This is a genomic window from Nocardia higoensis NBRC 100133 (genome assembly GCF_000308595.1).
Lineage (GTDB): Bacteria > Actinomycetota > Actinomycetes > Mycobacteriales > Mycobacteriaceae > Nocardia > Nocardia higoensis.
The window spans coordinates 60630-73359 of the sequence record NZ_BAGA01000072.1 but is presented as its reverse complement, the minus strand read 5'-3'; the positions used below and the strand labels follow the sequence as shown (position 1 = coordinate 73359).

Below are 12730 nucleotides of genomic sequence, written 5' to 3'. Positions count from 1 at the left end.
TGCGAAGGGGTGTGGACGGCACAACGCGCGGTGCGGTTCGAGCGCGCCCGGCCGCCACAGTGTCCGGTTCGCGGGCGCGCCGTGGGCGGAGGCGAACTACCTGATCGGAGGGAGCATCGGGGCACCGGCGGGCCGCGCGTCAACGATTGCGATCATCTCGAGCGCGCGGGAACACTGCCCCGGCACCGGCGGAACTCCGAGACGGTGGCGCGACCTCCGGCCGGTCACATGCCGACTCGGCTGCCGACACCGTGCGGCGCGACAACCGCCGTGCGATTCGGATTGCGGTGAGCGCAAGCCTGTCGGACCGGTGACCGACCTCCGTACCGTCCCGGACGGATGATCGGAACAGAAGGAGTGTCCGCGTGACCCGTCCCCGCCTGCTGCTCAACGCCTTCACGATGAACACCGTCACGCACGTGTCCTACGGCACCTGGCGGCGCCCCGACACCCGCCAGACCGAGTTCCACACCCTCGATCCCTGGCTGGAGCTGGTAGGGATCCTGGAGCGCGGCACCTTCGACTCGGTGTTCTTCGCCGACGTCGTCGGCCTCTACGACGACTACGACGGCGGCCCGGAAACCCACCTGCGCGAGGGCTTGCAGGTCCCCATCCACGACCCGGCCTCGCTGGTCTCGGCGCTGGCCGCCGTCACCGAGCATCTCGGCATCGTGATCACCAGCTCGGTCCTGCAGGACCACCCGTTCTCCTTCGCCCGCAAGATCTCCACCCTCGACCACCTCTCGCACGGCCGGATCGGCTGGAACGTGGTCACCAGCGCGCTGCGCAATTCCGCGCGCAACTTCGATCTGCCCGACCGGGTTCCGCACGACGACCGTTACGCGTGGGCCGAGGAGTACACCGAGGTCGTCTACAAGCTGTGGGAGGGCTCGTGGGAGGACGACGCCCTCGTCCGGGATCGTGAGCGCGGCATCCACGCCGACCCCGCCCGCGTCCACAAGATCCATCATCGCGGCGCCCGCTACTCCGTGGAGGGACCGCACCTGGCCGCACCCTCGCCACAGCGCACTCCCGTTCTCTTCCAGGCGGGCACCTCGGCCGCCGGACGCGCGTTCGCCGCCCGGCACGCCGAGGGCGTGTTCATCAACCAGGGCTCCCCCGCAGCCGCCCGCGAGGTCATCGACCAGACCCGCGACCTGGCCGCCGCCGCGGGTCGCCGGCGGGAGGACGTCAAGTTCTTCCAAGGACTCACCGTCGTCGTCGGCTCCACCGAAGCCGAAGCGCGCCGCAAGGCAGCCGACCTGGATTCCTCGTTCAGCCTCGACGGCCTGCTCGCCCACCGCAGCGGCAGCATCGGCATCGACTTCGGCGGCCTGCCCATCGACACCCCCATCGGCGAGCTGAGTTCGCAGGTCGACGGAACCCGCAGCGCCATCGAGGGTTTGATCCGTGCCGCGGGCGGCCGCACCGATGTCACCATCGCCGATTTCGTCCAGCACAAGCAGGAGGCCACCCGTATCGTCGGCGCGCCCGAGCAGATCGCCGACGAACTCGAACGCTGGCAGGACGCGGGAGTCGACGGGATCAACCTGCAGTACCAGGTGACCCCGGGCAGTTTCGCCGACTTCGCCGACCACGTGGTGCCCGAACTGCGCAAGCGGGGGCTGGCGCAACACGAGTACTCCCCCGGCACCCTGCGGCAGAAACTCACCGGCGGCGATGCCGCCCTACCGGATTCGCATCCCGCCCGGCGCTGGCGCGGCGCGTTCGGTACGCAGACTGCCGGGGCGGCTCACCACCGGGCCTGAGTGGGCTCGGCGTCGACACCCTCGCCGCCGAAGTCGCTGCGCTGCACCGTGATCGCACACCGTCAAGGGCCCGAGACAACAAATTCGGCCGGAAGCTGTTCCAAACCCGAGTTTCCGGGTATCCGCCCTCGCTGTGGGGCTTCGAGCCCGCGCCAGGAGGGCGACGACCGGTCCCGACAGGCCGTGGCGTCACCCCGAGGTGGAAATTGTCGGCGATCGGACGGAGGCTGCGATGCTTGCTCTCGGATGGATGGACCCGTCGTCACCGACGGTCGAATGGGATTCGGCTCAGGTGCGCCGTCTGGCCCGCCAACTGGGATACTCGCTGCGCTGGGCCGACTCCGGTTCGATGTCGAGCCTGCTCGATCAGGCGATGTCGTCCGGGGCCGATGTGGTGTTGCTGCCCTCCACCGGCCATCTCGACGAGTCGACGCTCGAACGGGTGATGGCATTCATCGACGTCGAATGCGCCGCGCCGCGGGTCTCCCTGAACCGGTGGTCGGCGATCGGCGGAATTTTTCGCTGATACCGGCGGCCATCAGCCGGTCACGGCCAGGAAGTCGCGCGTCACCCGAGCGAGTCGGCCGGGGTGGCGCTCTCGAGCGGGGTTCTCGCAGGCCCTGAGCCGCCGTGCGAGGCGGCGGAAAGTCGGGCTAGCCGGAGAAGCTCGGCAGGATCGAGCTCAGCCCACCCCCGCCGCACGAGCCGCTCTCGGCCACCTCGACAGTGAGCGGTGTGACGAATACCGCGGCACTGAGGTAGCCCATCGCGGCGGTCACGGTGTGCGTTCCGGCGGTGGCAGGCGTCCACCGAGTTTCGAGCTTGCCGGTGAGGGCCGAGGAACCCGAGGACGCGCCGATTTCGCGGCCGTTGTCGAAGAAGGTCACCGAGGCGGGCGACGGCGGATCGACGATGGACAGGGTGTAGGTGCACCCCACCGCATGGCCGGTCCCGGACAGCGACATCTCGTAGACCCCGTCGAGAGCTGCCGCCTGCGGCGACGCCGTCATCAGCGCGGCCGCGGCCACCCCGATCACCGAGAGACCTCTACCCACAGCACTTTTCATCTGCCCGCTCGATCCTGTCGAGCCCGGCCCCGACGGAGCCGAGTCACCGCACCCATCCTAGTTGTGAACAGATTCCATTTCAGACCAAGGAATCAGGGGCTGGACAGCGGCGCGGCGACTTCCGTCGCCGGCTCGATCGCAACCTGTCCGGCACGCAGATCCCGCGAGCACTGCCCGCAGGCGAGCCACGGGTGGAAGTCGTTGCCGCACCGCGTATGCGTGAAGACGATCGCAGGACCCTCCGGCGCGCGGAACCAGCGCTGACCCCAGTCGATCATCAGGGCGATGACCGGGAAGAACGCCGCGCCCTTCGCCGTGAGGCCGTAGGTGACCCAGTCCGGCCGCGCGGGATTGGGGCTGGTCTCGACGACGCCGAGATCCTCGAAGCGCCGCAGCCGGTCGGCGACCATCGCCGGTGGCGCGCTCGTGCGCTCCGACAGCTCGCCGAATCGGTGCGCACCGAGGAAGAGCGCGCCGAGCATGGCCGCCGACCAGCGATTGCCGAGCAGTTCCATGGTGTGCGGAAGCACTTGCGAGGGGCGCGCGGCGGAACGGCGACGACCGATCGAGGCGGGCACGCTGCGCGACCAGTCGCCGCTCGGGCCGAGAGCGGCCGACACCTCACGTCCGGCGGCCGCTTCGCCACAGGCACGGCAGGTGAGCCGCGGGGCGAATCGCTCGCCGCACGTCCGGTGCCGCATGATCGGCAGCGCGGCGTCCGACTCCGGCGCCCACTGCTGCTCCCAGGCCCACATGGCCAGCAGGATCGGCCACACGCCGCGCCCGCGTGCGGTCAGCACGTACTCGTGACGCACCGGCCGCTGCGAGTACCGGACCCGCTCGAACAGGCCGAGCTCGGTCAGCTGTGTCAGCCGCGCGGTGAGGACGGAGTTCGAGATGGCCCCGTGCGCGAACCAGTCGCCGTAGCGGCGGGCACCCTCGACGGCGAAACGCAGGATCCACAGATTCCACTCGTCGCCGAGCGCGCCCAGGGTCACGGCGATCGCATTGTCGCCGCCCGCCCGTAGTTCGGTGGGCGCGCCGTCTACTGCCATATCGGCACTCTATCGGCGGGCCGCGCTCGCTCCGGCCTCAGCCGATCACGAAGCTGACGGTCGTCGTCGTACTGCCGCCGATATTGAGCATGGCGGCCCGGCGAGCGCCGGCGACCTGGTAGTCGCCCGCACTGCCGGTGACCTGCCGATGACAGTCGAGCAGCATCCGCACGCCGGTCGCACCCACCGGATGCCCGCCGCCGAGCAGGCCGCCGCTCGGGTTCATCGGCAGTCTGCCGCCGATCTCCAGATCGCCCGCCTCGATGGCGCGCCAGCTCTGCCCCGGTTCGGTCAGCCCGAAGTGGTCGATCGCCATGTACTGGCTGGCGGTGAAGCAGTCGTGGGTCTCGATGAGGTCGAGATCGTCGACTCCACTCAGGCCCGCCCGGCCGAACGCGTCCCCGATGGTGGCGGCGACGTGCGGGAACATCAGGGGCTGATCGGCGCTGCGCCGCAACTTCTCCTCGAGCAGGAGCCCGACCGTGCGGTGCCCCCAGCCGAGGATGCGCGACAGCGGCCGCGACCGCAGTCCCGGATGCGCGGTGAGGTAGCGCTCGGAGACCAGCACCACGCCCGCGCCGCCGTCGGTGAGCGGTCCGCAGTCGGCCTTGTGCAGGAAGCCCTCCACGATGGGATTCGCCGCGGGATCGTCGGTGAACGAATCCGGGCCGAACTGCCGAACGCGGGTCTGGGCGTTCGGATTGCTCCTGGCATTGCGGGTGTTGAGCTCGGCGATGCGCCACAGGTGCGCGGGATCGAGGCCGTAGCGCTTGTCGTACTCCTGCGCCACCCGGCTGAACATGGACGGCCACATGTACTTCGCGTCCTGGCCTTCGCGCCCGATCCACGCGGCGCCCGCCATGTTCTGCGCGCCGAGATCGCCGGGCACGTTCTTCTCCAGTTCGACACCGAGCACGAGGGCGATGTCGTAGCGGCCGGATTCGAGATCGGCCATGGCGGCCAGTACCGCCAGCGAGCCGGAGGCGCACGCGCCTTCGTGCCGGGTGGCGGGGATCTCCCATAGTTCGGGCGCGACGGAGGCGGGCATGGCGCCGAGATGCCCCTGCCCGGTGTAGACCTGACCGAAGGCATTGCCCAGGTGGATCACGCCGATATCGGCCGCCGCGAAGCCCGAGGCTTCGAGCGTCCCGGCGACGATCTCGGCGGTGAGGTCGCTGAGGTCGAGGCCTTCCTTGGTCAGATTCCGCGCGAAATCGGACTGATATCCGCCGGCGATCCACACGGGTTCGGATGCCATCACCGCACCACTTTCCTCCTGGTAGAGCCCGATACCGCCCTACTTCAACTAAAAGAGTTTAGATGTCGCGCGCGTTTCTGCCCAGACCTCCACCGAAATCGTCGCCCGCCTTGACAACCAACCACCCGGTAGTCACTCTCTTAGTTGTAGAACCTCCGGCGAAGTCGCACCGCTCGCGTGCCGTGCGAACCGCCGCATGCGAAAGGCGGGATCAGGTCATGGACGTCGATGTGGTGGGCCGGTTGCTGTCGACCCTTCCGGAGGACGACGACCACCCCTATCGAACGGGTCCGTGGCGTCCGCAGACCACCGAGTGGAAGGCCGACGATCTGCGGGTCGTCGAGGGCGCGATCCCCCACGACCTCGACGGCGTCTACCTGCGCAATACCGAGAATCCGCTGCACCCGGCGATCAAGAACTACCACCCCTTCGACGGCGACGGCATGATCCACGTCGTCGGATTCCGCGACGGAAAGGCCTTCTACCGCAACCGGTTCATCCGCACCGACGGCCTGCTCGCGGAGAACGAGGCGGGCAAACCTCTCTGGGCGGGCATGGCGGAGATGCCGGACTGGGCCGTGCGCGAGGACGGCTGGGGCGCGCGCCGCCGGATGAAGGACGCCTCCAGCACCGATGTCACCGTGCACCGGGGCCGCGCGCTGACCAGCTTCTGGCAGTGCGGCGACCTCTATCGCGTCGACCCCTACTCCGCCGAGACTCTCGGCAAGGAGGACTGGAACGGCGGATTCCCCTTCCACTGGGGCGTTTCCGCCCACCCCAAGGTCGACGACGCGACCGGCGAACTGCTGTTCTTCAACTACAGCAAAGAGGCGCCCTACATGAAGTACGGCGTCGTCGACGGCAACAACGACCTGGTGCACTACGTCGACATCCCGCTGCCCGGCCCGCGCCTGCCGCACGACATGGCCTTCACCGAGAACTACGCGATCCTCAACGATCTGCCGCTGTTCTGGGACGCGGCCCTGCTCGAGCACGGCGTGCACCTCCCGCGCTACCACCGCGATCTGCCCTCGCGCTTCGCGGTCATCCCGCGCCGCGGCCAGAGTTCCGACATCACGTGGTTCGAAGCCGACACCACCTACGTCCTGCACTTCACCAATGCCTACGAAGACGGCGACGAGATCGTCATGGACGGCTTCTACCAGGGCGATCCCGAGCCCTCCGCCGACGGCATCACCGACAAGTGGGAGCGCGCCTTCCGCTTCCTCGCCCTCGACCACCTGCAGACCCGGCTGCACCGCTGGCGGTTCAACCTGGTCACCGGCCAGGTGAGGGAGGAACAGCTGAGCGAACGGATCACCGAGTTCGGCATGATCAACGGCGCACACGGCGGCCGCGAGCACCGCTACATCTACGCCGCCACCGGCAAGCCGGGTCGCTTCCTGTTCGACGGTCTGGTCAAGCACGATGTGCAGACCGGCGCGGAGGAGCATTTCGCCTTCGGCGACGGCGTGTTCGGCAGCGAGACCTCCATGGCTCCGCGCGTGGGCAGCACCTCGGAGGACGACGGCTATCTCGTCACGCTCACCACCGATATGAACGACGACGCCTCGTACTGCCTGGTCTTCGATGCCGCACGGGTGAGCGACGGCCCGGTGTGCAAGCTCCAGTTGCCGGAGCGCATTTCCAGCGGCACGCACTCGGCATGGGCGGCCGGTGCGGAGCTGCGCCGCTGGCGCGAGACCGACAACGCGGCCGAGGCCGTCGGCCTGTAGCCGTCCACCGACCTACCCCTCGATCGGAAAATCCTTGTCTCAGTTCGCTTCCGACGTCTACGTGTACGACGCCGTGAGAACCCCGAAGGGTCGCGTCACCCGCGACGGCGGAACATTGGCCGGCGTACCCGCCTACGAGCTGCTGGCCACCACGCTCCGGGCGCTCGGTGCGCGCGGCCTGCCCGCCGAGCGCGTCGAGGACATGATCATCGGAACCAGCACCGCCGCGGGTGAACAGGGCGGCGATATCGCCCGTGCCGCCGCACTGTGGGCGGGCTGGCCCGATTCCGTCCCCGGCGGCGTGGTGTCACGCCTGTGCTGTTCCGGCCTCGACGCGATCGGGACGGCGACGGCGAAGGTCGCTTCCGGGATGAACGACATCGTCGTCGCGGGCGGCGTGGAATCCATGTCACGGGTGCCGATGCTGTTCGACAAGCCCGCTTTCGCCTTCGAGGGCGAGCTGCAGGACCGCACCGGCTATGTGACGATCGGCGTGGCGGCCGACCTCACCGCCGCCGATGCCGGGTTCACCCGCGAAGACCTCGACAGTTACGCCGTGCGCTCCCATCACCGCTCGGCCGCGGCGCCGCCGTCGGCGTCCATCGTCCCGATCGTTTCCGGCGAGTCGGTGATCCTCGCCCACGACGAAGGAGCTCGAAGCAATGCCGCGATCGCAGGATTCGCGTCGCTGCCGGCGCTTTTCGGCGAGGACCCGTCCTGGGAACGGGTCGCCCGGCAGCTTCCCGGCTCCCGGCGCCCGGCCGGCGGCCTGCACACGATCGGCACCGCTCCCCAACTCGCCGACGCCGCCTCCGCCGTCGTCCTCGGATCCGGACGCGCAGGAACCGCACTCGGCGCCGCTCCCGTGGCCCGCATCGTGGGCGTGGCGCAGACCGCCGTTCGCTCACCCCGTCTCACCGCGTCCGTGCAGGCCGCACAGGACGCCCTGGCCCGAGCCGGAATCACCGCCGCCCAGCTCGACGTCGCGGAGGTCAACGAATCGTTTGCGGTGTCACCGCTGCTGCTGACCCGCGAACTCGGACTGGACCCGGCCCTGGTGAATCCGAACGGCGGCGCCGTCAGCACCGGGCACCCGCTCGGCGCCACCGGCGGCATATTGCTGGCCGACGCACTCGATCATCTCGAACGAATCGACGGCGAATTCGCCCTGCTCGCCATCCCGGGCGGCCTCGGCCTGGGTGCGGCAGTGGTCGTGCAGCGCATCCGGCGCTGAACCCGAATCCACGCCCCTCGACCTTCGCCGAGCACGCTGGTGACCGACCGGCTGAGCGACCGCGCAGGCTGATTCGCCGCGATCTCACCCGTTTCGGGTGAGGCGCGGTGGCGCACGGTATGGCTGGATGAGCACGACCGGTGTGCGTTCTCACCGGCCGGGGTGTCGCGCTCACCTCACGGATACGCGCAACGGCGCGCCGAGCGCATCCGAAAGCTTTCCGTTCGATCCCGACTCGACTGGAGCCCGATGAATCGCACGCACGCGTCATTTCTGGCCGCGATCACCACACTCACGCTGGCCTCTACCGGACTGTTCGGCACCGCTGTCTCCTCGGCCACTCCGTTCCCGGGGGAGGTGAACGCGGGCGGGCTTCGGCTGGTCGCGTCGGTGGACTCGAACAACTGGCTGCTGGCGGGAGATACCGCACTCGGCGTGCCGTTCTCGCACGCGGCCAAGGTATCCGGGAACTTCTCGACGACACTGCAGGGGGCGAGGATTCGGAGCGGTCAGGTCGTCGCCGGCTATCTGGTCGGATGCGCTGTCGATGTCTCCGACGGCATCGGGATCTCCATCACGCCGGAAATCGGCGCGGGCTACGACGTCTCACCGACCATCGGCGCCGATGCCGGTATCGACTTCGCGCTGAATATGGACGCACCGCCGGACGTCGTGATCGGATTCGGCGCGGGCGTCGACCTCACGCAGACTTTCGGCGTCGAGGGAGCGCTTTCCGGTGAACTGTCGGTCGGCCTCGCGCCGGGAACCGTGACGGCCTTGCCGGTCGGCACGGCGACGCTGGACGCGGAGTCGACCTTCCCTTTCGTCTTCGCCCACACCAGCACGCCACTGCACGTCAACGGTTGCCTCTCCCCCGCCTCGGCGATGCCATTCATCAGCGTGCGCGCCGAAACGTACGGCGGCACCGTCCAGACCACCGGCTACGGCGACGCATTCACCTTCTGACGCCGACCGACCTTCGCACCCGAACCGCCGAGGTGGGAGCTCAGCCCCCCTCGGCGATCACCGGAGCCTTGCGCCGTTCGACCTCGTCCAGGTATTCGGACATGGCGTCGCGGTTGCGAATGAGCACCGCGATCCGCTCGGAGAGCTTGTCGCGTTCCGTGCGCAGTAAGGCCAGCATTTCCGGTGTGGCATCGGGGAAATGGATCGACCGCGGCTTGTCCAGACAGGGAAGAATCTGCTTGATGATCCGGATGGGCAGCCCTGCGTCCAGCAGACCACGAATCTGCCGAACCCTGTCCACGTAGCGGGGGTCGTAGTCCCGGTAACCGTTCGACGCGCGATCGGGGACGATTATCCCCTGCTCTTCGTAGTACCTCAGGAGCCTGCGTGACGTGCCCGTCCGCTGAGCCAGCTCACCAATCCGCATGGTTCCCAACCTAGCCGCGGAACGCCGACTTGACCTTCACATAGATGTGAAGGTTGAACCCTTTCTCCATGACCTCCCCGACCACACGGACCGGCCTGCCATGGGTGCCGTTGCTCGCCCTGGCCACCGCCGTCTTCATCACCAGTCTCACCGAAACGCTTCCCGCGGGGCTGCTTCCGGGCATGTCCGAAAGTTTGGGCGTCTCCGACTCCGCCGCGGGGCAGACCGTGAGCGTCTACGCCGCCGGCACCGCGCTCACCGCCATCCCCCTGGCCAAGGCCACCGCCCGCATGCCGCGCAAAGCCGTACTCCTGTGGGCGATGGCCATCTTCGCCGCTGCCAATACGGTGACGGCCGCCTCTCCGGTCTACCCGATCACCCTCGCAGCCCGGGTCGTCGCCGGGATCGCGGCCGGACTCGCCTGGGCCGTCCTCGCCGGCTACGCCCGCCGCCTCGCGTCCGCCGGATCCGAGGGTCGCGCCATCGCCATCGCCATGATCGGCATTCCCGTCGCGCTGTCACTCGGGGTTCCCGCCGGAACGTTCATCGGCCAATTCGCCGACTGGCGGGTCCCGTTCGCCGCCATCACCGTCCTCACACTCGGCGTGATCGCCTGGATCGCGTTCGGCGTACCCGATGTCGCCGACGAATCCGATACGCAAGCACCGCGATCCGTCTCCGCCAGGACCGCGATGACCACTCCCGGCGTCGCGGCCGTCATGGCGGTGGTGCTGGTCTTCGTGCTGGGGCACACGGTCCTTTACGCCTACATCGCCCCTTACCTCGCAGCCGCACGGCTGGGTTCTTCCACCGACCTGATCCTGCTCGTCTTCGGCGCTGCGAGCCTGGTCGCCATCTGGTCGACCGGTCGCTACATCGACACCCACCTGAGAATGCTCACACTGGCCTCCTCCGTCCTGTTCATCATCGCGGGCGCCGCCCTCGCGACAGCCCCTCCGGTATCGCTGATCTGGCTCGCCGCCGGGGTATGGGGACTCGGATGGGGCGGCGTTCCGACCTTGCTGCAGACCGCGGGGGCGAAAGCCGCATCCGCGCACAGCCTCGCGGCGGCGGACACCGCGCAAGCCGTGCTCGTCACCTTGTGGAACGCGGCCATGGCGCTGGGCGGCCTGCTCGGTGGGCTGGTTCTGGCCGGGATCGGTCCGCGCGCGATCCCGGCGGCCGCCACGATATTCGTCGCCGTGGGTCTGGCGATCGTCGCCGCCGGGCACGAGCAAGCGTTTCCCGCGCTCAGCAGCCGGGAAAGGTCCGCATCGGATCCTGTGACCATGCCGTCGTCCTGACCTACGCCGCTCCGGCGAAATTCGGCTCGTCTCGAAGCGCCCCGAGAAAGACCGCCCGGGATGGCCGAGGCCGAATTAGGCTTCGGTTTTCGAGAACAGGAGCAACACATGCCCGACCTCCAGCGCTATGAAGGCCGTCGCGTCCTCGTCACCGGCGGCGGCTCCGGTATCGGCCAGGCCACCGTCCTGCGCATACTGCGGGAGGGCGGCCGGGTGGTCGCCGCCGATATCAGCGACGCCGGCTTGAAGGACACCCTCGCCAAGGCCGGCTCCGACGCCGGGCGGCTGGGCACCGTGACAGTGGATGTCGCCGAGGAAGAGTCGGTGCGTACCGGGGTCGCCGAGGCCGTCCAGCACCTCGGTGGATTGGACACGCTGGTCAACGCGGCGGGCATCCTGCGCTCGGAGCACCTGGAGAAGACCACGCTGGCCGATTTCGAGCGTGTGCTGCGGGTCAATCTCGTCGGCACCTTCCTGGTCATCCGCGAGTCCATCCCGGCCCTGCGCGAGGGCACGAAGCCCGCCGTGGTGAATTTCAGTTCCACCTCGGCGGCCTTCGCCCATCCCTACATGTCCGCCTATGCCGCGTCCAAGGCCGGTGTTCAGGCGATGACGCACGCCCTGGCCTCGGAATTCGCCAAGCAGGGCATCCGATTCAATTCCGTGCAGCCGGGATCGATCTCCTCGGGTATGACCGACGGAACCGGCGAGTCCAAGCAGAGCGTCGGCCCCGGCCTGCCCGCCGACGCGGACTTCTCGTTGTTCGGCAAAGTCCTTCCGGCACTGCCGCTCGACGGCGGAGCGATCTTCGCGGGACCGGAAGCGGTGGCCGCGGTCGTCGCGATGCTCGGCTCGCCCGACGCCTTCTTCGTCACCGGCACCGAGGTACGGGTCGACGGCGGCTCGCACATGTGAGCCACCCGGAGCGCCTTCGGCGCATTCAGGGCAAGGGGCGGAACGTTTTTCGATACGCACCCGGCGTGACGCCGACAGTCTGGACGAATTGGGTCCGGAAGTTGCTCGGCGTGGAGAACCCGACCTGCCCGGCGATGCGGTCGACGGTGTAATCGGTGGTCTCCAGTAGTTCCTGGGCGTGCCGGATCCGCACGCCCACCACCCATTGGATGGGGCTCTGGCCGGTCTCATCCGCGAACCGGCGGGTGAGGGTGCGTACGCTCATCTCGGCGGCGGTGGCGATCTCGGTCAGGGTGAGACTGCGGTGGGCGTTGTGCTCGATCCAAGCGAGGACGTGTTCGAGGGTGGCGGTGCGGAAAAGCGGGCGGTTGCGCAGGATGTACTGCGACTGGCCACCGGTGCGCTGTAACGGCGTCACCGAGAGCCGGGCGGTGTCGGCGGCGACCGCGACGCCGTAGTCCTTGCCGATGATGTGCAGGCACAGGTCCAACCCGGCAGCCGCGCCCGCGGAGGTGAGGATCTGACCGTTGTCGGTGTAGAGGACGTCCGGGTCGACGCGTGCGGCCGGATAGCGGCGGGCGAGGTCGTGGGCGGCGAGCCAGTGGGTGGTCGCATCCTTGCCGTCGAGCAGCCCCGCCTCGGCCAGGACGAATGCGCCCACGCAGATGGAGGCGACACGGGAACCCCGGGCGACCGCGGCGCGGAGGGTGTCGAGTACCTCGGGCGAGGTGGGCCGGGCGGGGTCCTCGAGACCTGGGACGACGATCAGGTCGGCTCGTTCCGCGACATCGAGACCCGCGTCGACGGTGATGCGCAGCGGGCCCGCGCTGATCTCCCGCTGCGGCCCGGCGACGACGACGCGGTAGCCCGCACGCCCGTCCGGCAGCCGCACGCGCCCGAACACTTCGATAGGTGTGGCCAGATCGAAGGCGATCGCATCGTCGAGCAGGAGCACAGCCACGGTGTACATCTGTCGACCGTACGCCGGAGAGCCCGGCC

General features: G+C 68.9%; 12 protein-coding genes. 7 read left to right on the top strand and 5 right to left on the bottom strand.

The window, feature by feature from the left end; genetic code table 11:
- Positions 1-365: 365 nt before the first annotated feature.
- On the top strand, positions 366-1769 hold the full coding sequence (locus tag ON26_RS10850) for an LLM class flavin-dependent oxidoreductase (RefSeq protein ID WP_040795923.1): 1404 nt from the start codon (positions 366-368) through the stop codon (positions 1767-1769).
- 232 nt (positions 1770-2001) lie between these two features.
- Positions 2002-2295, top strand: a complete 294-nt coding sequence (locus tag ON26_RS10845; RefSeq protein WP_040795922.1) for a hypothetical protein — start codon at positions 2002-2004, stop codon at positions 2293-2295.
- 127 nt (positions 2296-2422) lie between these two features.
- On the opposite strand, the gene ON26_RS10840 is transcribed toward ON26_RS10845, so the two are convergent.
- The 3 genes from ON26_RS10840 to ON26_RS10830 form a co-directional block, all read right to left on the bottom strand.
- Positions 2423-2824: a hypothetical protein gene (locus ON26_RS10840; protein WP_157171856.1), complete on the bottom strand. Its 402-nt coding sequence runs from the start codon at positions 2822-2824 to the stop codon at positions 2423-2425.
- Positions 2825-2928: 104 nt separating this feature from the next.
- The gene (locus ON26_RS10835) at positions 2929-3891 is read right to left on the bottom strand and encodes a winged helix-turn-helix transcriptional regulator (protein WP_040795921.1); all 963 of its coding nucleotides are present in this window, start codon (positions 3889-3891) and stop codon (positions 2929-2931) included.
- Between the two features lie 37 nt (positions 3892-3928).
- Complete coding sequence (locus ON26_RS10830; protein ID WP_040795920.1) at positions 3929-5149, bottom strand: acetyl-CoA acetyltransferase; 1221 nt, start codon at positions 5147-5149, stop codon at positions 3929-3931.
- Positions 5150-5367: 218 nt separating this feature from the next.
- On the opposite strand from ON26_RS10830, the gene ON26_RS10825 reads away from it, so the two are divergent.
- The 3 genes from ON26_RS10825 to ON26_RS10815 all read left to right on the top strand — a co-directional run bounded on the left by ON26_RS10825 (position 5368) and on the right by ON26_RS10815 (position 9085).
- Positions 5368-6885 carry a carotenoid oxygenase family protein gene (locus tag ON26_RS10825; protein ID WP_040795919.1) on the top strand — a complete coding sequence of 506 codons (1518 nt, stop codon included), beginning with the start codon at positions 5368-5370 and terminating at the stop codon, positions 6883-6885.
- Between the two features lie 34 nt (positions 6886-6919).
- A complete protein-coding gene (locus ON26_RS10820) occupies positions 6920-8119 on the top strand; it encodes a thiolase family protein (protein WP_040795918.1) in 1200 nt (399 codons plus the stop codon).
- A 249-nt stretch (positions 8120-8368) separates the two neighbouring features.
- Positions 8369-9085: an MspA family porin gene (locus tag ON26_RS10815; protein WP_040795917.1), complete on the top strand. Its 717-nt coding sequence runs from the start codon at positions 8369-8371 to the stop codon at positions 9083-9085.
- A gap of 40 nt (positions 9086-9125) precedes the next feature.
- Here ON26_RS10815 and ON26_RS10810 read toward each other — a convergent pair whose 3' ends face one another.
- Positions 9126-9512, bottom strand: coding sequence for a MerR family transcriptional regulator (locus tag ON26_RS10810; RefSeq protein ID WP_040795916.1), 387 nt, complete (start codon positions 9510-9512; stop codon positions 9126-9128).
- 68 nt (positions 9513-9580) lie between these two features.
- Between ON26_RS10810 and ON26_RS10805 the strand changes: the two genes are divergently transcribed.
- Together ON26_RS10805 and ON26_RS10800 are read left to right on the top strand one after the other, a co-directional pair.
- Entirely contained in the window at positions 9581-10816 is a 1236-nt protein-coding gene (locus tag ON26_RS10805) for an MFS transporter (protein WP_040795915.1), read from the top strand.
- A gap of 108 nt (positions 10817-10924) precedes the next feature.
- On the top strand, positions 10925-11731 hold the full coding sequence (locus tag ON26_RS10800; RefSeq protein ID WP_040795957.1) for an SDR family NAD(P)-dependent oxidoreductase: 807 nt from the start codon (positions 10925-10927) through the stop codon (positions 11729-11731).
- Positions 11732-11756: 25 nt separating this feature from the next.
- Here ON26_RS10800 and ON26_RS10795 read toward each other — a convergent pair whose 3' ends face one another.
- On the bottom strand, positions 11757-12701 hold the full coding sequence (locus ON26_RS10795) for a GlxA family transcriptional regulator (RefSeq protein ID WP_040795914.1): 945 nt from the start codon (positions 12699-12701) through the stop codon (positions 11757-11759).
- Between the last annotated feature and the right edge of the window lie 29 nt (positions 12702-12730).